The organism is Pseudomonas sp. SLFW (assembly GCF_009905615.1).
Lineage (GTDB): Bacteria > Pseudomonadota > Gammaproteobacteria > Pseudomonadales > Pseudomonadaceae > Aquipseudomonas > Aquipseudomonas bambusae.
Genome location: NZ_JAAAKW010000016.1, coordinates 80756 through 99582, shown reverse-complemented (window position 1 = coordinate 99582; position 18827 = coordinate 80756). Strand labels below are relative to the sequence as shown.

Here is an 18827-nt window from a genome sequence, read left to right as displayed (position 1 = left end):
TCAGGACGACGAAGATACGTTCCCACGCGAAGCGGGGGAACGATAAGACGAACATTAGTGGCTCTTCGATTGGACTCGCCCATTTACCAGCGTGACTGTCATATAGACGTATATCTCATTACCCCACGTGTAGATTTGAACGGGACCGTTAACTGCTGCCTCCTTGCCTGGGATTTTCACAACTTCGAGAACCTCGGAGTAAGTCATCCCCGGCTTTATTGCCTCAAACTGTCCATCAGTTATGTTTGGCCGCTGAGCTCTGATTTCCTCCGCACTTGGAAAGCCGTTTTGGTAGCTCACGGAATTACCATTACCAGAAATAACTGGACTATTCGAACCAGAGCTCTGAGAGGATACAGCCTGCGGTATCAACAAAGCTCCTACAGATGCCAAGGCACCCAACACACCAGCATATAAACTTATTTTTTTCAGCCCCATGAAATTATTCCTTTCAAGATCCCACATTTAAAATGCGACGTTAACTTTAGCTAGAACGACAGACACAGTCTTTACCACTAAACCTTCAGCCACCCTAAGAGCGGGGGGCAGCCGAAAGATTAATATTACCCCCTCACAGGAGCAATCGGTCAAAAACTAGAAATGAGAGAACTATGAGTATCACGACGTTCCTTGGCTCGACGGCATACTACCGAATATACAACGGATGCTATTTTATTTGCCAAAAGCGGAGGAACAGCGTTTCCAACTTGATGAAATTGCTGAGTACGATTCCCTTGAAAGAAATAATTATCAGGAAAGGTTTGCAGCCGAGCTGCCTCTCTGACCGTTAAACTACGGCACTGCTTTGGGTCGTAATGAATAAAGTAATGACCATCTTTCGAAATATGGCTGGTCACGGTGGTCGCTGGCAGTTGCTCCAGTTGAACTCTAAACCGGTCGCTAAACTTTCCCGTTTCCCAATTTTTATGGGCTGGCGCTAGACCAGACAACCCAAACTGCTGATGTCCTTTAGGAGACACATGATAGGCCCGAGCATAAACACTCGCGAACATATATCGACGAAGGTCGGAGGGCATATGCCCACGAGCATCATGATTCAGCCAATACCTCAAATGCTCGTCTAGATACCAGCGATCCAATTCGCTACTTCCAGTTTTACCATCCGATTGTTTTCGGGGTACTCGAAGTCCGCCAACATCCAGAGGAGTCGAAAACAGAGAATCTCGAGCTATCCTCATTGCAGATGCGAGCTTGGGCTCTACCTTGGGATCGACTTCAGCTCTCAGCTCATCAAGATGATTCGCTACCTCGCGGTACCAAACCTCACGGCCATCAGCCTGCTTAGTCAACCGGCTCCTCAGCTCGGGTAGCTCACCGATAACCTCCTTCGTGCTTACTTTTCTAGACGCCTCGAACAAATTCTCGTGGTGTGGGATATTCCCTTCCTCATCCACAGCAACCCCTAAGAGGATGACTCGGTGCCTGGCCTGAGGAATTCCGTGATTCTCTGCCCTAATGATGTAGCTGCGGGGGTCGATTTTGCTTACATCGTCCCCAGGGCCGAAAGATTGCTCACTCACTAACGAACAAATGCGGTATTTGACGCCTGGAGTGGGATCCCCTAAGGCTTTGTTTGGATCAGTAAGGTCCTGCAGAATCTGAGAGAAAATGCTTTCACCACCAACTTTGGAAGAAAGAATGCCTTTCACATTCTCCATTACGAAAACGGTCGGCTTTCGCTCCTTGATGATTCGCAAATACTCCTTGTACAGAAAATGACGGTGATCATTTTCCGCGCTGTAATCAGCTTTTCCCTTGTTTCGCGAACGTCCTACGATGGAATAGGCTTGGCACGGCGGGCCACCTATCAATACCCAAGGTTGGTCCTTCAGCCTTTTATTCAGCGCCTCATCCAGCACCAGATTACCTTCTGCTGAACCCAAGGTGATGCATTTGGCCTCTTCGTCAGCCTCATCCCACTGAGCCTTGCTGCCGTCGCTGTAGGGGGTATCCCTCAAACCATTACAAAAGTCGTAGTAGTCACATAGCCGGCTAGGATTTTTCTGCTTGAGAAGTCGAAAAAATGCTCTGAGCTTGAGCGTTTGCCTCGCAGTGGGGTCCATTTCAGCAGAAACCACGATTTCGAAACGATTGCCGCCACCAGATGTGGAGAACCCTTCCCCTAGCCCTCCTGGGCCCGCGAAGAGATCGACGATCTGAATCGGCTCCGAAAGCTCAACAAGGCTATCAACAGCTATTTCTCGGCCTAAGGGCAAATTCATCTGAGGTTCAGTCATGGACATAGTCAGTAAAGAGGTCAGGTCTCGCATGATGGCCGCCATTCGTGGCAGCAACACATCTCCCGAGATGAAGGTACGGAAACTCCTGCATAAGCATGGCTTCAGGTATCGCCTGCATCCTCGAGAGCTTCCAGGTAAACCGGACGTTGTACTCCCGCGCTACAACGTCTGCATTTTCATTCACGGCTGCTTCTGGCATCGACATCCGGGGTGCAGATATGCCACAAATCCTCGTACTCGCGAAGAGTTCTGGCGCATGAAATTTGACCAGAACGTGAAACGAGACCTAAGACAGAGGACAGAGCTGCTACAGCAGGGCTGGCGCGTCTTCGAGCTGTGGGAATGTGGGATACGCAAGCCGGAAGTAGAGATGCATTGGCTTTTGGAAGCCGTGCGGGATTGTAATCAAAAAAGCATCTCCTGGCCCGACTTCTTTGTCTAAACCCTCATCGGACGGCGAACCCCATCGAGCTGCACCCGCAGCTCTCAATACTCGATATCCAAGCGCTCCAACAAATACTTTAGAGCCGTCTTCTCTCCCTTCGACAGGTTCAGACTGCCAGATGCAAGTTTGCTCAACGCACTCATATTTTTGGGCGACACCACTGCGCTTTGTTTAGCTTGCACAATGATCTCGTTCGCCCGGGGGATCAGCCCACATAAGGCTACATCAAAGTCAACCTCAAGGTTTCTGATTGCCTCTCGGCCGCCTTGGCGGGCCTCATCACGATAGCTTTCTTCTGAAATACCAAACGAGAGAGTCTGGCCATCCGGAACGCCAACTCGGCCTTTCACATGCTGCTCCCAGCAAAAATCCTTTTTCGCAAACTCCGAAATATTCCTCACATTATCAGGAGGAGTCTTCAGAATATTTGAGACCTCCTCAGCAACCCCTAGCATCCAAGCGAGCATGGGCACTGCGACGCTTTGCTCTCGCCAGATGCGATCTAAATCAATCTGATGACCTTTAGTTCGAAAGCCGTCCGCACAGGCGGCTATCGTATATGTGACTATCTGGGCTTTGTACCCTCGGTCCGCTTGATACCAAACCGACTTTTGGACTGCATCATCCAGACTTGTGAAAATTAGCGCCTTAGCCATAGCTCGACGAAACCATGTTTCTGTAAGAGAAGATCCATCTCCAAGTTTGGAAAGCACGGTGGTGGTGTATCGATTGAAACACTTTTGAGCACCTTCACTAACATGATGAGGACACCCTTCAAATGATAGTTCGAACTTCGACATATCGGTCTTATTCACAAGCTTAGCTTTGGGGTACATCAACTCAAGTTTGCTACGCTGAGCCTTGGACTTATACGCAAAAAGATTCTTGTACTGTCCACGAGTTCGCTCGTAGAACCACTTGCTGCTATGAAGCTCACCAATTTTTTGGGGCACAGCGATTTCTTTTGAGAACCGTTCAATCCGGACCTGTACCGGACTATTAGAGGCGAGATCAGCAAGAGAAACTTTGTTTTGTGTATTTGCAAACTCGGAAATCCTAGGAACCAAGTCAGAAAGTTTATCGACCTCCACTACAGATAACTTAACCTGGACGTATACGTGCTCAAGGTTCCGTCCCTGACCATCACGTGCATAAAGTAAAGAAGCTGTAGTCTGCCCGCCATTAACAATTTGGAAATCCTTTATATGGGCAATTGCTAGCGTACCATTTTCGAGCCTTTGTGTGTGCACCGAAGATGCAGTCGCAGTCAAACCATTGTTATACGCAAAAAACATTCCCGGCTCTTCGGCAATAGTGCGCAGAATTCCTTTATTAACACCTGTTTTTGCCTGCAGGTAGGTCCTGACGTTTTGCTCAAGCAAACGATTCCCAAAAACCGCAAAAACTTGCGCTAGAACCGCCCCAGGAATCGCAAAGAGAAAGCTTTGGTAGTTATTTATTCCCACAGAAGCAGGCAAGCACTCAATCGCGCCGTCAAAATCTTCCTCAAAGTCGATCTCCACAGGCTCTGAACCAGTAGAAGATATTCTCGAGTAACGCTCTAAGTCGAGGATGTTGATGTGCAGAGTCACAGCGCCTAGGTCTCTGGATTTAAAAACGCTCTTGCGGACTCGCAAATGGCCATTTGTGAGGAGTATCAAACGTAATCGACGGACCCTCGTATTGAACTGCTGTATCAGCACTGCCAACTGGTAAGCTGGACTGGCTTCCTCCAAGCTTTCAAGGAACTCCTTGCTGGAAGCCGCTTTGAAAAAACGCTCAACCCCATCAACAGCGCGCTCTATATCACGACTATTGATAGATGGAAGCATCGTTTCTTGTCGATAGTCGCAAACAGCCAGATAAAGATCGCCAGACTCACCTGACTCGCCTTCAAGTATGTCGAATGCATATCCATCGACTCGGTAGCCACCCTGCCCTTGCTTGAGGATGGGGCAATACTCCAGATCGGGTGTATCTCCATTTTCCGCTGCTAGCTCTGAGTATATTCGGAAGAACTCAGTAATCTGAAGTTCATGATCCGCAATGCTTCCAATACGGACCTCTTCAAGCAATTGCGAGTACTCATCCTGTAAATCAAGCATTGAAAAAAGCCTTCAGCTCAGACGAAGGCACCATGAAGTCCCTTATAGCTTCACATTCCACTTCATACTTCACCTTTGAGACCCCAATAGGAACGTTGCTAGGCACAAGCTTTGGGAAGCCATCGATAACGTGATATATCCGCATTTCCTCCAGCTTGAATTTTTCTTTAGCGTAGGCTGCGTTAGGATCGTAACCTGCAATAACCAATTTCCGCTGAAACTCCACCCCCCCTTTACTGTGGATGTCCAACCGAGAGATTATAGAAGAAATCAAGGATTCTAAACTCACTCCATCCTCCGAAGGGGAAAAGCAATTGACTGCCAAAAACAGATTGTTACCATCCCCTCCTAGCTGATCTAGCGAGGAAATTCTCAAGGATTTTCGCTGCGTGGAAAGTTGTGCCTTTACTTCGACGCGTAGATTGTTAACTCCTATGTCATTCGTATCTGCTTCTGGCCCACGCCACCCACGAACAGCCAGCGAAGGCTGCACACTACATTCAGTGACCATCCAGGAAAGTACGCACAGTTCTCCAAGCAACCCCAATCTTTCTATAAAAGAAAGCTCATCATTACGCCCGCGACGCAGAAGATCTGCCCAACGGTTCAGTCTTGCAATGAATATATGAACAGCGCTTTCCGAAGTAACGGCAGCAGAAGACCCCTCAGCTAAATCACTACAGATATTTGAAAACAGATCGGAGAGATCTCGATCCCTCAACTGTAATATCAGGCTATGGAGGCCGTTTACATCTTGAACTCGAATATTAATATTCTCAAAGGTCGGAATTGTTTCCATATTCAACTGCACCCCGAGAAATTCAAGAGTGAACTCTCTCCATCCTCCGGCTGAAAAGCCAACAAACATGTTAAGCAGATGATCCGGACAGACACGAAAGCGGCCGGCAACGTATCCCCGCCCGGAAATTTCGTCCCACTTTCCAGCAAAGTCACAGTTCATCGTCAAACTCCTCGTCGCTCTGCGCTTCATCCAACTGTTGTTCCAGCAACTGCGCCATTCGGACAGAGATTGCATACTCTCGCGGTTTAGGAGGAACTTTGGTGTTGGGGAACGCCAAACTTAAAGTAACAACCGGCGTACCCTTTTTAAACTTTAGCTCTTGCCCCGCGCCCCTTTTCAGATCAAGCGAATAGTTGATCAAATGAATAATTAGCAGCGGACGCTTTCTTGAAAGCAAACAAGATTTTTCTGCACTAATCTTAGGGTCATTCAGTTCAATTTCGCGGATTTTATTTGTCAACTCAGCGCCGCGCTCACCATACATAAGATCATTAGGCGCAGCATCAGCAACAACATTTTTTTCAGTAATTTTTACCACGCCAGGATCATCTGATTTTGGTACGCCGGAATGGCGCTCTCGACAGTAGATGTCACCTCCCTGAGCGACGTTAAACGGGAATTCCACCTCACCAGTCCTCTTTCGATAAGGAATAGCAATATCCCATTGCGCAAGTTCACCCCCTGCCCTATCAGAAATATAGTCGAGCGCCAAGCTACTCTCTTCGTTGCCTAATGCGAACTCTAGCTGAGGGAGCCTAAACTCTTGGAGCAAATTTTTTACGACTGCTACATCCACGCCCGACCACACCATCGCCGATGTATCTTCTATTTTTTTGCTAGAGAAGCGCGAATTAAGCACTTCAACCAGCGAGACAACTAAATCAAAGTGCTTGTGATTGATTTCATCATTATTAAACAATTCATACGCTTGCAAGTGCCGACCAGACAGATCTAACGCCATCAATAGCGGCTTCGCCGCTCGCATTTTATTCGCAGCGGTGATCGCTATACCTGTCGGACTCTGACGAACCTTGAGACCGAATTGATCCGGAGTAAGCCCCATTCTCTCCATTCGGACTAAATCATCACGGAGCTCCTCAACTGACTCACTAACCTCGCGAAAATCCCCTAACATGTCCTTCGTTGCGTGAATTCGGCATAGTTCTGCATACCCTGGCCGGTAGCCAAACCAACGTCCCATCTGAAGAAGGGTGTCCGCGGCCCCCACATTACGAAGCACGTAAGAGATGGCAAGTCCTTCTAGGGTAAGGCCGCGCGAAAGCGCGAATCCACCTACAGCGATGACATGTAGTCCAGACTCCGGTGCTTTGGAGTAATCCAAGCCCCCCCCACGCATGTTGACTGACCGAACCTCTATCGACGAGATCGCCCGTTGCAGCACTTCTCGAACATCATCCCAGCTATACTCGGAAGATACTTCATACTCCTCCCGCCATACACTATTCAATCTACTTAACGTCTCAGACCGCTCCCAAGTCGGACTGCCAGACCACACTTCGGCTGCGGCTTTTAACTCCTGAAGTAAGCGATACAAATGGTCATGAACTTTTTGTTGAATAGCATTAAATCTGCTTACATTCACTAGCATTGAAGAGTGTCGATCTCCTTCGCCAGCCAACATCCTCAGGCATCTGAAAATGGCATACTCAAAAAAAGCGTTTTTAAGGCTTTCAGGAAGATCGGCAACAGCATCCCCAGACTTGTGCTTAAGAGGGAGCAGGTCTTGATAATCATCAGGAATAGGCTTTACACAAACTTTATTATAAGCCCCACCCTCGGCAAAAAGCTTATCTGCACCTATATAATTTTCTGGTGGCTCCAACGACTTTATAAAGTTCTCGGGAAAGAGATCATCTTTAAGCATGTCATCGTTAGTGTCTGGATCAATGAATATATTGGCAAATGGAGTCGCAGTGTACCCAACATATGAAGAGCGACGAGAACAATCCAAAAGTTCTCGAATACGAGCATTTATCCTAGTTGTCGCACTTGGGTCTCTAGCTGTATTGATTGAAGCATTATCCGCTTCATCGTCAATCAGTAACATAGGACCTTCGAGCTGGCCTCCTTGGCGAAGATCCCGAAGCCACCCAGCAAGTTGTTCAAGCACCTTTTCGTGTTTTTTTGTAACAAAAAGTATAGGGTCGGCGAAATTACCTTCGGCCGCACCTATTCCAGTTGCTTTCCCGACATTGAAATCAGACGCTTGAGTGGTACCACAATACGGATGACGAATATCCGTATTCTCACCTTCAACTCCTTTGAAGACGTTAGAGACCGGATAGATTACTGAGGCCACCGAATCACCAAGGGAGGATTTTCCAACAAAAGTTTGGTCAAGTCGAACTTGGGTTTGATATCTCAATGAGTTTGTCATACCTGCAAGAACAATAATAACTCGATACCCTGCATCTGCAGCCTTGGCAATAAGCGCCGAGTAATTTGTAGTCTTACCTGACTGAACATGTCCCATCACCAAGCCGCGGCGCCTCCAAGATTTGATTTCTTGGGGGTTGCCTAGGTAACCAACAATTTCGTCTGTAACGTTATCTACAGACCCGACAACATTGACCGGAAGAACCGAGTGATCCAGCCAGTATTTTTGTAACCGGCGCCAAAAATAGAAATTTACTTCTCCTTTACGCTTTGGAAACCACTCTTCAAAGTCAGTTTTCAGGACATGTCCATCACCTTGGCTAGTCCCGTAAAAAGTTTCAAGATGCCGAATCAATCGATTCGCGAATTCTTCTTCCAAAATCCTTGCAATCCCAGACTTTTGTTTTACGTGTTCCTCCAAAAAACCTTGAGAAACAGCGGCTCGCCCTTTAACGATTTTATCTATTTCCATTCGAAGAAAACTGAGAGCAGCGTCAAAATCCATTTCCCATACCCCATTTTTTTGCAGTATTTTTTCGAACATAGCTTTCTGTGTAAGTCCATTGGGTGGAGAAGGGTTCGACGGCCCTTATAAACTCCAGAAACTCATCTACATTGAGTTTCCCATCAACGGTTTGCAAGAAATTAATCACACACTGGTGAAGCAACGACTCAAACTCCTCAGTGGAGGTTGGACATTGATTTACGCCTACCCCATTTGCATCGATAAGAAATCTGTCAGTTGGAAAGTAGGACTCTAACAATCGAAGTACGGAATCGGCAATATGAGACGTTGAGTTTGCCTCCATCAAGCTCAGCACCATCGGATGGTCCCTATTCACCCTGTAACGCACTTGACTGTTTTTTACATATCGTATCCAAACTGACTGCACCTTTGGCACATCCAGACTCACTCCTTTTTTACGGTGGACCGAGAATGATCGCCGATTAAATCGCTTAACTACATTTTGGAGGCGACGTTTGAGGGCTGCCGGGAGCTGTGCATCTGACTTATCTACTGTAATACGCCATTCGTCGTCTAAAGTATTTGGAAGATCAACCCTGACCCGAGTCAGTTGTGATAACTCTCCGTGAGGGACCAGTCGAAACCAAGTGCCAAATATTATTAGTCTCTTGTTTCGATAAACATAGAACCCTTGGTTTCTGACCATACCCTCGGGCCCACCAAGCCGTTCTTGCTCTTCGACTGTAAGCTGAAAAATGGGGCAGAACATAGGGTTGGATGCTCACAACAGATCCGTTTGCTGTTCTAATCTCCTCGGCATCGAGAGTTTGTGTCGCATCGTGAGAAGTCATAAACGGATCAATCGGGCGCAATACTCGCCCATTTACTGAAACAGTCAATCGCCGCTCAGCCTCTCCCGCCAGATAGCGGTGAAATACCAACGATAGCCTTTGGTTCGCATTTGCAATTGTGTATGTCAGAGAGTCATCGAACGAAGCAACGATATCTGTGTCAAGCACTCTGTCAGAGCGGGTCCATATTATCTCCGTACCCGACTTCGACCTAGGCGGTTCAACCAGCAGACTTTTGGCTTCGTGCCCCTCAAATATGTCCATAGCCCAATCATCAATATCATCTATATCCCATCGCGCAGCACTGATACCCCCTTGGCACCACGTCACTACAGTCAACACTCTCGCTTGAGATAAAGAAGCCGATTTCAACCCCCATCCAAACCTTCCGAGGTCATCGGTGTCACGCACATCCTGTGGATTGGCACTTGCAGGACGCATCGCAATCTTGAGAGTTTCATGGTCCATCCCCATGCCGTCGTCGCGGATCCTCACCACTACATCATCGCCCTCAGGCTCAAATGAGATATCTACCCGCGAAGCCTTAGCTTTGATGCTGTTATCGATAAGATCGGCAAGTGCGGCTGCTAGGTCATAGTTGCCAAAACTCCGTGCGGTAGCCATCAGGTCCCTTGCCTGAGGCGGATTCGCTATCCTCAATTCTTATTCCTCCGTCCGTCCATTTGGACAATGTGGCAACACGCTATTGCGATACTATCCCTAGCGGAGTTGCGGGTAAACGACGATTTTCGCGTAAGAAAATTCAGCATTAGCTATCAGCCAAGAACAACCAGCAGGGTGCGATGCTTGAGGACCACAAAGCCAGATCCGCAGACTTTTGCTAAAGAAGGGTGCCCATCGATTGAAGTTTGAGCTACAAGGGATGAAACCCTACCTGTAATCTCACTGCTGGTTTGCTGGAGCACGTTTTTGTTCCAACAGCGGAAATTTTGGAAAAATCGGAAACTTCGGAACAGTCCAACAGATTTCACGCAGGCAAATCTAATATCGTTGGGCCGCGCCTAAGAAACGCTCAAAGAGACCACCACAGCAGCGGCCTGCCCGCTTCCGATACCATGCGGCTTTTCTGATCCTGCGGCCTACGGCTGCGCGTCATAAAAGCTCTATGTCGGGAGTGGACGAATACAAGACCCGTAAGGGGAATCAGTCCGGCCTTTCCGCTGTGGGTTTCTTAACTCCCGACACCCTTGCCATTGAGGCATTCAGAAGAGATACGGATCATGCCCACAGCGCTTCATCCCACCACCTTCCACCGCCACAACCGCCCCCTACGCACCTTCCTCCTAGAATCCGAAGTCTGGTTCTGCGCCCGCGATCTTGGCCGTCTCATGGGCTGGCCGCTGAACGAGCGCGCGACGCGCAAGCTCGACGTAGATCAGCGCCGTACAGTGGCGCTAGCAGATGATGTAGACGAGAAAGAGGTGCTGGTGGTGAGTGAATCGGCAGTGTATGCGTTGTTGACCTATCACTACCGCGGGGAGAATCGGGCGTTGCGGCGCTGGAATACCCATGATGTGGTGCCGTGTCTGTGGGATAAAACGGTGCCGTCGGCGGCCTGTTATCCCTGCGAGAGTTTTCTGCAGTGGCCGGGGTTGTCGGTGAGCATGCTGCGTTGGGAGAGCGAGCCGTGGATTCGCTTGCGGGATATGCCGCAGGTGTTGGCGGTGGATGAGATGCGAGTGGCGCCAGCGAGCAGAAGTCGCGTGCGCCTTGGTGGAGAATGGCGGTTCAGGTGCTTCGATGGGGATGAGATGTCAGTCGCGAAACCCTTTGCACTGCGCCGGGCGCCCGACGCTACCCGTAGTAACCCTTGTACTTCTCACAGTTGAAGAACAGTTCTAGGCCAATGCACCAAGCGACGACGAAGCCCCAGATGAGGAAGTCGCCTATGTGCGAATCAAGCGTGAAGGTCGCTGTGGCGCCAACGCTTATGAAGGCAAGGCCGGTCCATTTTCGAGGGGTTCTGTGAACGAGTTTTCGGTCGAGCAGGTAGTAGGCGGTGCAGGTTAGGAAGATTCCGAGGATGAAGAGCACCGGATTTAGTCCTCTTCCAGAGCGAACCGATCGCGAGTCGAGAACAGGGACCATCCGATCATGAAGGCGATGAGAAACGACAGGGATGCTTCATTGCTTTGACTTCTGAGTTTGAACATCGCAATGCCTCCAAAGATCAGCAGCCCCGAGCCCAACTATTTTCGCCATGCACGGGGCTTGAGAGTGTAGACAAGCAACCAGTTGATTGTCATGCCGAGGCCGAAAATCATAGGGATTGTCATCGCCCTTAACCTTAGCTCCAGTAATGAGGGGCTGAATTCTGAAGGTGCGATTCGCATTGAGGAATGCAAACTTGGCTGAAACAGACGGACCTTACTGAGGGTTCGGAGACGTCCTAGGCAGCATCAGCATCCTGTGCCCCGCCCTGTCTACTTCACGGCGGCGACAACCCAAAACATCATCCCTTCGTCCGCGCCCGATACTCCTGCACCATCTCCTTCGTCACATCCTCTTTGAAACACAACGGCGAGTATCCACCCGGCCGGCTGTATGCACTGCGCTTCCCACACCGGCTTCCATTGCGGGCGGGGTTGTAGGGGCATGGGCAGTTGCCGGAGTAGTTGGCGATGGAGTCTTCGATGAGGATTTGGGCGATCGCTGCATCGGTGAGGCGGGTTTCTTTCGCGTTAACGGTGAAGGCGCTGAGCAGTGCGAGTGCTGCGATGAAGACGGTTCCTACCTTGGTCATGGCTGTTCCTTAGCGGTGCGGATGGATTTTCCGGACAGCGTTTTACCATGACATCATTGAGCCACTACAATGCTTTTTCGCTGTAGACTGTGATTGCATTCTTACTGCTGTGGATGAGGGTTCTTACAGACGGTTCGTTGTTTTCTGAACCGAAGTTTGCAGAACGCTTATGATCGCTGCCGCCGGCAAGCCGGACTGCTGCAGGTGTGTGCCGCTTGTTGACTGAATCCTCTTTGACGGATGTGTGAAAGACCACGGATATGGCCAAGAAATCTTCTCTGTTTGACGACCTTTTTGTAATCGCCAGCAAATTGCCCTGGTGGCTGAGTCTTTCGATTGCGCTGATCTCAGGGGTTGGCCTGCACGCGGTGGCCTCGTCTACGCCAGCGGCGTTCTCTGGCGATCCGCATCAGTTTCAGTCGCTTGTCATCGGCAATGTGACGCGGGTAGCGACGGGCATCGGGCAGTACGCCCTGCCCTTCATTTTCGGTTGCGGTACCATCGCCTCGCTCTTCCGCCGTTTCCGATCACGCACGCTGTTGAAATCCATCACCACCCCAGGCGGCAATACGTTGCTGTGCATCAGTTGGCGCGAGTTCGAGTTGCTGGTGGGTGAGGCGTTGCGTCGTCGCGGTTTCAAGGTGCAGGACACCGGTGGTCGCGGGCCGGATGGCGGCATTGATCTGGTGGCGCGCAAGGACGGTGAAACGTATCTGGTGCAGTGCAAGCAATGGCGCGCGGTGCAGGTGGGTGTGCCGGTGGTGCGGGAGTTGTACGGGGCGATGGCGGCCGAGGGGGCTGTCGGCGGGTTCGTGGTGACGAGTGGGACGTTTACCAGGCAGGCGCGGGACTTTGCATCAGGACGCAATCTGCAACTGGTGGACGGGGACGTGTTGCGGCAGTGGATTGCCGAGACGAGCAAGCCCAGTCCTCAGCCAACGACTGAAATTGGCCCCGAGCGTGCTGAGCCTGCGGCGGTTGAGCCGATGCAGCCAGCGGCGGTGGTTCTTGAACAAGTGCCTGAAGAGCCAGTGGCAACGCCGGTCGTGCCCAAGCCACCCGCTTGTCCGCATTGCCGCAAACCGATGGTGATCCGCGTCGCTCGCACTGGCGCAAACGCCGGTGGTAATTTCTGGGGCTGTGGGGATTATCCGAAGTGTCGTGGCATTCGACCTATTTTTGCGCCAATGAAAAACATTTAATTCCCTGACACCCACATAACTTTTTCGCTAATCAATATTTAGCCGGGTTTCATTTGATCCTGAGGCGCTGGGTTCTTACAGTGGCCTCACCTAATCGAACTTGCACACGCAAGAAGGTTTATTTCAAATGTTCAAATCCATCGGCATTATCAGCGCACTCGCTGTGTCTTCATTGATGGCCTCCCCTGCCGTTTTCGCCGAAGAATCTCCTGCCTTCGTGGCCCGCAACGAAGCGCTGCAAGCGAACGTCGAGCAGCACGAAGAAGCCCTGGCTGCGAAGGCCAAGGAGCAGGACAAGACTCAGCAAGCCTCAACCTACGACCCTCAAGTGGAGAACGCCAAACACACCTGACCTGTACGCCGTTTCTGTTCTGTCTTTTTCTTTGTTGTGTTTCTGTTGTTGCAACTCTCCGCGTCGTTGCTCCCGACGTGGGACCCCAAAGCTCCAAACTTCAGCCGCTTTCCCTAGCGGCTTTTTTTCGGCCTTAAAAAGTGACGGCCGTAATAACGATGAAATAACGGGCCTGGGTTGGTTTATTAAAAACAGGCTTGAAGCCACGTTTCGCTGTTAGATCTTTTCGCGGGCAAGGGAGCCCCTACGGTCATCGGTCTGCGCAAACGCATTTCTACCCATCGCCTGCAAGCGTCAGGCAAAATGCGGACCTCTGTAGGAATTAGCCTTTGATGAGGTAGGAATGCGCTTGCTCACCCTGAAATCAGCTTTGATCTGCACTGCGCTGTCGCTTGGCCTGAGCGTGGCGGGTGCCCAGGCTGCCACCGACACCAAGCACCCTGCCAAGTCGTCCAAGACCACTCACTCGACTAAATCCTCGAAGGCTTCGAAAACTTCCAAGACCGTGCCTGCCAAACCCACGGGGCAGAAGGTGTCGATGCTGGGTGGCAAGTTCGTGTTTTACCTGCCCAAGGACTACGTCAAAGGGCCGATGGAAGAGATCGATGATAAGGCGAAGGCTGCGGGGGTTACCGGCTCGCTGTACATGAACAAACCCGCGAAGCGTGTGGTGATCATCACGGAAACGCCGCTGCCCGACCGCAAGACAGTGCCGTCAAACGATACGGAAACCCTGGACGACATCATCGCGGAAACCCTCGTTCAGCAGCAGTCCAGCTACAAGGACTTCAGCAAACTGGGCGAAAAGAAGGTCGTCAGAAACGGCCTTGGGCTGCGTCAGCTGGATATCTCAGGCAGCGTCGATGGGGGCAAGGTGCTGAGCACCACCGTCGCCGCGGCCTCCGGAAATCGCACAGCGATGGTCAACGTGATCTCGCTGGCGAAGGATGCCAAGGCTCACGGGACTTTGGTGAAGGGTGTGACGGGAGGCAAATGATGAGTGCTGCTTTTTGGGCAGCGATTGCTGCCTTTTAAGCAGCAATCTTGCTCGTTCATCCACTTTTATTCTGGCAATACCACCTTCACGCCCCCCGGATGCGCCTTGATCGCGGCGTACGGCACCACCGACCATTCCGGCCCTTCACAGGCGCGCATGACCCGGGCGAAGTATGGGCCGACGTAGATGCCTTCTTCGGTGAAGTACCAGGACGGGAAGTCCCAGACGGATTCGTCGGTGTAGTCGCAGTCGTCGTCGGTTTCGGGGGCTTTCATGTCGTCGGGGTGGGCGGCTTTCAGTTGGCTGACGAGCCAGGGCGCGAAGGCCTTGCTGCGGTAGTCCGAGTACGTGTCGAAGCTCACGCCGCCTGCTTCATCACGTTCATAGTGGAAGGGCTTGCCTTTGCCGACCCAGAGGACATCTTCCAGCGTCAGTTCCTTTCCGGTGGTCGCGTCGAGGTTAAGGGGCGAATCGCCGAAGTCCGGGTGTGCGCCACCGCAATCGTAGGAGGTGGAGATGTTGAGGCTGACGATGCCCGACGTCATCAGTTCCGGGGTGACGGACTGGTCGAACTCACCTTCTGTGCGGCTGCCACCGAGCATGCACTGGTGGTAGCTGACGACTTCATTCCACAGCCGCGAGCGCAGTTGTCGGTTGATTTTCTCGGCCTGTTCGGGGGCGTAACCGGAAGTGATTTCGAACAGGGTGATGCCTGATTCGGGCTCGACCCACCATTGCAGGTCGTGGCCCATGAAGGTCTCTTTTTTATCGGCCTTGAGTTTCAACTGGCTGAGGCGCAGGTAGTCGTAAGGAGAGTCCCGATAGATGCCTTGCCAGCCGGGCTCGGCGGTGGCATCAGGCGCGGCGACCTTCTTTTCGCTCAATTGCACCTTGTAGGATTTCCCCTTGGAACTGCTCCACTCCCCTGCCCAACCAGCGTCTGAGGATTTATGCAGACGCAGGGTGGGTAAATCAGGATTGTCGTCGTAGCTCAGGCCCTCGGTCAGCGTCAGATCCTGCCCGGTCTGTTTGCCGGAAAGCGCCAAATCCTTGTGGTACTTCTCATAGAAGTAGCGCCCGCTGATGTCGTCGGGCTTGGTCAGGTCCAGCTCTACCACGATGGGCGATTTACCGAGGGTGCCGGTGAAGACGTGCAGGGCATCAGCGGCATGGGCGAGCGGTGCCATCAACGCGGCGAGGCACGTCATCTGAGGGAGAAAGCGTTTCAGGGGCATCAGCCGATCCTTTGAAATGATGCGAATTCGGCGGCTAATCTGGCCGTTGACGCCGCATCTGACAAGGGATTGGTGAACGTTTTTTCAGAAGGTGTGAACCCGTCACTTTCTGCTTTCGACCGCCATGCGCACGGCAAAGCCGAACAGCACCGTGCCCATCAACCAGCGCTGCACGTTAGCCCACGTGGGTTTGGTGGCCAGAAACACCGCAATCGACCCCGCGGCCATGGCGACCATCGCATTGACCGTGAGGCTGACGCCGATCTGCGCGCTGCCCAATATCAGGGATTGGCTGAGCACGCTGGTGCCCGCTCCGACGGTGATGAATTGCGGCAGCAGCGAGAGGTAGAGCACGGCGACTTTGGGGTTAAACAGGTTGGTGAGCAGCCCCATCAGAAACAGCTGCTTATTGCTGTCCTGCGGCAAAGACTTGACCTGAAACGGCGAGCGGCCGCCTGGTTTGACCGCCTGCCAGGCAAGGTACAACAGGTACAGCGCGCCCGCGATGCGCAAGGTGTCGTAGGCGTAGGGCACCGCCATGATTAGCCCGGTGATCCCAAATGCCGCGCACAGCATGTAGAAGATGAAACCGATGCCAACGCCGCCGAGGGAAATCAGTCCTGCCTTGCGACCCTGTGAGATCGATCGCGAAATCACGTAGATCATATTCGGTCCCGGCGTCAGGACCATGCCCAGAGAGATGAGGGAAAAGGCGATGAGGTTCGAAAGTTCTGGCATGAGCGCTGTCCAGCCATTGTAGGAAATGACCCGCTCGAAAGCAGCCGAGAGGGGTTGTGCGCATTCCACGCCAATCTCCGAAGAGCGTCTATAGACAGATTCGGGAAAAAAGCACCCGGACAGATGCCAGGCTTAACGACAGCCGGTGGTGATTATTCGACCAGTAGTGGCAAATTGCTCTTCCCACCCTCAGGGAAGGGGGTGACACTCAGAGTCGTTCGTCGTGGCCGATGTTTCAGTCGGGATGCTGCGTCACTACCCGGTGAAGAGCTATGAACACCTCAGTCCGTAAAGGTCTCTCGTTTGCCCGGCGCATGCATGTGCCGCGCAGCGTGGGGATGGGCATCGGCTTTTTTGCCGTTGCCGCCGCGCTTTACCCGTCACACCTACCGGTTTGGGTCTGGGTGGTGATGGTCTTGCATGGCTATGGATGGCCGCACTTGGCGTATCTTCTGGCTAAGTTATCAAAACAGCCCTACAAGGCCGAACGCCGAAATTTGATGTACGACTCACTGGCCGGGGGCTTCTGGGCCGGTGCGATGGGGCTTAGCCCCCTGGCCAGCGTGACCGCGTTGTCGATGATGGCGATGAATAACATTGCTGCGGGCGGACCACGGCTGTTTCTGTTGGGCGCTTTAGCGCAAGTGGTCGGCGGGCTGGTGGCCTACGGCATTTTCGTCCCGGAACTGTTTCCTGACATTAGCCAGATCCAGATCTACGCCTGCCTGCCGATGTTGGTGATCTACCCAATGGCGATTGGCCTGGTGTGCTATCGGGTCGCGGTGAAGCTGTCGAAAAGCAAGAAGGCGCTGGAAAAACTCAGCACCACCGACAGCCTGACCGGCCTGATGAACCACGGTGCCTGGAAGGACCTGCTGCGCGTCGAGTTCAACAATTGCCAGACACTCAAGCGTCAGAACAGTGTGGCGCTGATCGACATCGATCACTTCAAGACCATCAACGACACCTACGGCCATATCATCGGCGACAACGTGCTCAAGCAATTGAGTGGTGCCTTGACCGCGAGCCTTCGGGAAACGGATCTGGCCGGTCGCTACGGCGGCGATGAATTTTGCGTGATCCTGCCCGATACGACGCTCGCGCAAGCCAACGACATCCTCGAACGCCTGCGCCGAACGGTGCACGACCACGCCCACACCGCCCTTCCCGACCTGCGGCTAAGCCTGAGCATCGGCATCGCGGCCTACGGCCCGCACCTCACCGACGCGGGTATGTGGCTGCACGAAGCGGACATGGCGTTATACGCCGCGAAAAGCACCGGGCGAAACCGAGTCAGTTCGGCGCCGCCCGGGGTGAGAGCGCGTGGGTCATTGGCGTTTGAGTGAGTCAGCGGCGAAGCCGGGCGATGGTTTGGAAGAGCGTGGGGATGGCGTTTTGCTGGAGGTACTTGTGGATGGCTTGGCGCAACGTCAGCGCTTGTTCAAATTCGGGCACAGGGTTCGCAGCCGTTGCGTCTGGACCATCTGCTGTTTTGTCAGGCTTATCGCCTTTGGGAAATATCATGTGCTCATAGACTTCCTTCGAGACATGTCTCACAAAGTTATTTTTGATGTACTCATGTTTTTGAAAACGTCCGTCTATGGGCACGGCCTGGGGTGCATTCGAGAAATGGGTGACCACCAGTTCCAGAAAATCGAATTCGCTGTGACATATCGCCGTATGGTTTTTGTCCGTCTCATAAGCAATAAATGCTTTATCCAGACGGGTCGACGGTAGAGCAGAGCTGTTTCGAATTCGCTCGGCGATAACCGCATCTTTGTCTGTAAAGCTGTAAGAGACCATATGGCCTTCCCAATCAAATTCCTTACCCTGATTCAGCGGGCTTCTTCGTTTGCCATCCTCACTGCCTCGAAACTCTGCAAGACTGTGGCCCAAACTATCAACATAAACCAGATCCAGACCTTCCGCCTGCGCAAACTCATAAATATCCCCCAGCAGTTGCCGATCATCTTTGTTGAGATATAAGAGCGGCCTGAGCACCATTGGATCGTGCTTGATATCTGGCATGGCGGGCTCAACATTCGGATCGCTGCAAAAGAGCCGTTGCCTGAGCAATGCTTGACCGCTGATCGAAACGGTGGTGCCCTGCACCGCAAGTGTTTCAGGTCTGCTGTCGTTTGGCTCTCCCAATGACCCGGTTTTTAAATGGGAACCTGATGCAATGATCGGAACTGTCTGTTCAATACGCATG

At 52.0% G+C, this 18827-nt stretch carries 17 protein-coding genes; 6 read left to right on the top strand and 11 right to left on the bottom strand.

Going from position 1 to position 18827, the window contains the following annotated elements:
- Nucleotides 1–54: 54 nt before the first annotated feature.
- Nucleotides 55–438 carry a hypothetical protein gene (locus GVN17_RS23395; protein ID WP_166597633.1) on the bottom strand — a complete coding sequence of 128 codons (384 nt, stop codon included), beginning with the start codon at nucleotides 436–438 and terminating at the stop codon, nucleotides 55–57.
- Nucleotides 439–587: 149 nt separating this feature from the next.
- Entirely contained in the window at nucleotides 588–2243 is a 1656-nt protein-coding gene (locus tag GVN17_RS23390; RefSeq protein ID WP_166597653.1) for a DNA cytosine methyltransferase, read from the bottom strand.
- A 46-nt stretch (nucleotides 2244–2289) separates the two neighbouring features.
- On the opposite strand from GVN17_RS23390, the gene GVN17_RS23385 reads away from it, so the two are divergent.
- A complete protein-coding gene (locus GVN17_RS23385) occupies nucleotides 2290–2703 on the top strand; it encodes a very short patch repair endonuclease (protein WP_306167761.1) in 414 nt (137 codons plus the stop codon).
- A 44-nt stretch (nucleotides 2704–2747) separates the two neighbouring features.
- On the opposite strand, the gene GVN17_RS23380 is transcribed toward GVN17_RS23385, so the two are convergent.
- From GVN17_RS23380 to GVN17_RS23360, 5 genes are all read right to left on the bottom strand, one after another.
- A complete protein-coding gene (locus GVN17_RS23380) occupies nucleotides 2748–4811 on the bottom strand; it encodes an AIPR family protein (protein ID WP_166597631.1) in 2064 nt (687 codons plus the stop codon).
- A complete protein-coding gene (locus tag GVN17_RS23375; protein ID WP_166597630.1) occupies nucleotides 4804–5772 on the bottom strand; it encodes a PD-(D/E)XK motif protein in 969 nt (322 codons plus the stop codon). Before GVN17_RS23375 ends, GVN17_RS23380 begins: the two co-directional genes overlap by 8 nt.
- Nucleotides 5762–8515, bottom strand: a complete 2754-nt coding sequence (locus GVN17_RS23370) for a Z1 domain-containing protein (protein ID WP_166597629.1) — start codon at nucleotides 8513–8515, stop codon at nucleotides 5762–5764. Before GVN17_RS23370 ends, GVN17_RS23375 begins: the two co-directional genes overlap by 11 nt.
- The gene (locus GVN17_RS23365) at nucleotides 8505–8834 is read right to left on the bottom strand and encodes a hypothetical protein (RefSeq protein ID WP_166597628.1); all 330 of its coding nucleotides are present in this window, start codon (nucleotides 8832–8834) and stop codon (nucleotides 8505–8507) included. The genes GVN17_RS23370 and GVN17_RS23365 overlap by 11 nt, the downstream gene beginning before the upstream one ends.
- Before the next feature lie 232 nt (nucleotides 8835–9066).
- The gene (locus GVN17_RS23360) at nucleotides 9067–9951 is read right to left on the bottom strand and encodes an ATP-binding protein (protein WP_166597627.1); all 885 of its coding nucleotides are present in this window, start codon (nucleotides 9949–9951) and stop codon (nucleotides 9067–9069) included.
- 617 nt (nucleotides 9952–10568) lie between these two features.
- On the opposite strand from GVN17_RS23360, the gene GVN17_RS23355 reads away from it, so the two are divergent.
- The gene (locus tag GVN17_RS23355) at nucleotides 10569–11177 is read left to right on the top strand and encodes a Bro-N domain-containing protein (protein WP_166597626.1); all 609 of its coding nucleotides are present in this window, start codon (nucleotides 10569–10571) and stop codon (nucleotides 11175–11177) included.
- A 623-nt stretch (nucleotides 11178–11800) separates the two neighbouring features.
- Here GVN17_RS23355 and GVN17_RS23350 read toward each other — a convergent pair.
- Complete coding sequence (locus GVN17_RS23350; protein ID WP_166597625.1) at nucleotides 11801–12091, bottom strand: hypothetical protein; 291 nt, start codon at nucleotides 12089–12091, stop codon at nucleotides 11801–11803.
- A 260-nt stretch (nucleotides 12092–12351) separates the two neighbouring features.
- Here GVN17_RS23350 and GVN17_RS23345 point away from each other — a divergent pair, with 260 nt between their 5' ends.
- The 3 genes from GVN17_RS23345 (at nucleotide 12352) to GVN17_RS23335 (ending at nucleotide 14642) form a co-directional block, all read left to right on the top strand.
- Nucleotides 12352–13293 (top strand): restriction endonuclease, encoded by a 942-nt coding sequence (locus GVN17_RS23345; protein ID WP_166597624.1) that lies wholly within the window; start codon nucleotides 12352–12354, stop codon nucleotides 13291–13293.
- Nucleotides 13294–13420: 127 nt separating this feature from the next.
- On the top strand, nucleotides 13421–13645 hold the full coding sequence (locus GVN17_RS23340; RefSeq protein WP_166597623.1) for a hypothetical protein: 225 nt from the start codon (nucleotides 13421–13423) through the stop codon (nucleotides 13643–13645).
- A gap of 343 nt (nucleotides 13646–13988) precedes the next feature.
- On the top strand, nucleotides 13989–14642 hold the full coding sequence (locus tag GVN17_RS23335) for a polyribonucleotide nucleotidyltransferase (protein WP_166597622.1): 654 nt from the start codon (nucleotides 13989–13991) through the stop codon (nucleotides 14640–14642).
- A 65-nt stretch (nucleotides 14643–14707) separates the two neighbouring features.
- On the opposite strand, the gene GVN17_RS23330 is transcribed toward GVN17_RS23335, so the two are convergent.
- Nucleotides 14708–15877, bottom strand: a complete 1170-nt coding sequence (locus tag GVN17_RS23330) for a hypothetical protein (protein WP_166597621.1) — start codon at nucleotides 15875–15877, stop codon at nucleotides 14708–14710.
- 102 nt (nucleotides 15878–15979) lie between these two features.
- Complete coding sequence (locus GVN17_RS23325) at nucleotides 15980–16615, bottom strand: LysE family translocator (protein WP_166597620.1); 636 nt, start codon at nucleotides 16613–16615, stop codon at nucleotides 15980–15982.
- A 272-nt stretch (nucleotides 16616–16887) separates the two neighbouring features.
- Between GVN17_RS23325 and GVN17_RS23320 the strand changes: the two genes are divergently transcribed.
- Nucleotides 16888–17961 carry a diguanylate cyclase gene (locus tag GVN17_RS23320; protein ID WP_166597619.1) on the top strand — a complete coding sequence of 358 codons (1074 nt, stop codon included), beginning with the start codon at nucleotides 16888–16890 and terminating at the stop codon, nucleotides 17959–17961.
- 1 nt (nucleotide 17962) lies between these two features.
- Here GVN17_RS23320 and GVN17_RS23315 read toward each other — a convergent pair whose 3' ends face one another.
- Nucleotides 17963–18826, bottom strand: a complete 864-nt coding sequence (locus GVN17_RS23315) for a hypothetical protein (protein WP_166597618.1) — start codon at nucleotides 18824–18826, stop codon at nucleotides 17963–17965.
- Between the last annotated feature and the right edge of the window lies 1 nt (nucleotide 18827).

Excerpts from the sequence above, each read along its gene's own strand:
- GVN17_RS23395 (WP_166597633.1), bottom strand. The coding sequence starts at position 438 with ATGGGGCTGAAAAAAATAAGTTTATATGCTGGTGTGTTGGGTGCCTTG.
- GVN17_RS23390 (WP_166597653.1), bottom strand. The coding sequence starts at position 2,243 with ATGAATTTGCCCTTAGGCCGAGAAATAGCTGTTGATAGCCTTGTTGAG.
- GVN17_RS23385 (WP_306167761.1), top strand. The coding sequence starts at position 2,290 with ATGATGGCCGCCATTCGTGGCAGCAACACATCTCCCGAGATGAAGGTA.
- GVN17_RS23380 (WP_166597631.1), bottom strand. The coding sequence starts at position 4,811 with ATGCTTGATTTACAGGATGAGTACTCGCAATTGCTTGAAGAGGTCCGT.
- GVN17_RS23375 (WP_166597630.1), bottom strand. The coding sequence starts at position 5,772 with ATGAACTGTGACTTTGCTGGAAAGTGGGACGAAATTTCCGGGCGGGGA.
- GVN17_RS23370 (WP_166597629.1), bottom strand. The coding sequence starts at position 8,515 with ATGGATTTTGACGCTGCTCTCAGTTTTCTTCGAATGGAAATAGATAAA.
- GVN17_RS23365 (WP_166597628.1), bottom strand. The coding sequence starts at position 8,834 with ATGGTGCTGAGCTTGATGGAGGCAAACTCAACGTCTCATATTGCCGAT.
- GVN17_RS23360 (WP_166597627.1), bottom strand. The coding sequence starts at position 9,951 with ATGGCTACCGCACGGAGTTTTGGCAACTATGACCTAGCAGCCGCACTT.
- GVN17_RS23355 (WP_166597626.1), top strand. The coding sequence starts at position 10,569 with ATGCCCACAGCGCTTCATCCCACCACCTTCCACCGCCACAACCGCCCC.
- GVN17_RS23350 (WP_166597625.1), bottom strand. The coding sequence starts at position 12,091 with ATGACCAAGGTAGGAACCGTCTTCATCGCAGCACTCGCACTGCTCAGC.
- GVN17_RS23345 (WP_166597624.1), top strand. The coding sequence starts at position 12,352 with ATGGCCAAGAAATCTTCTCTGTTTGACGACCTTTTTGTAATCGCCAGC.
- GVN17_RS23340 (WP_166597623.1), top strand. The coding sequence starts at position 13,421 with ATGTTCAAATCCATCGGCATTATCAGCGCACTCGCTGTGTCTTCATTG.
- GVN17_RS23335 (WP_166597622.1), top strand. The coding sequence starts at position 13,989 with ATGCGCTTGCTCACCCTGAAATCAGCTTTGATCTGCACTGCGCTGTCG.
- GVN17_RS23330 (WP_166597621.1), bottom strand. The coding sequence starts at position 15,877 with ATGCCCCTGAAACGCTTTCTCCCTCAGATGACGTGCCTCGCCGCGTTG.
- GVN17_RS23325 (WP_166597620.1), bottom strand. The coding sequence starts at position 16,615 with ATGCCAGAACTTTCGAACCTCATCGCCTTTTCCCTCATCTCTCTGGGC.
- GVN17_RS23320 (WP_166597619.1), top strand. The coding sequence starts at position 16,888 with ATGAACACCTCAGTCCGTAAAGGTCTCTCGTTTGCCCGGCGCATGCAT.
- GVN17_RS23315 (WP_166597618.1), bottom strand. The coding sequence starts at position 18,826 with ATGCGTATTGAACAGACAGTTCCGATCATTGCATCAGGTTCCCATTTA.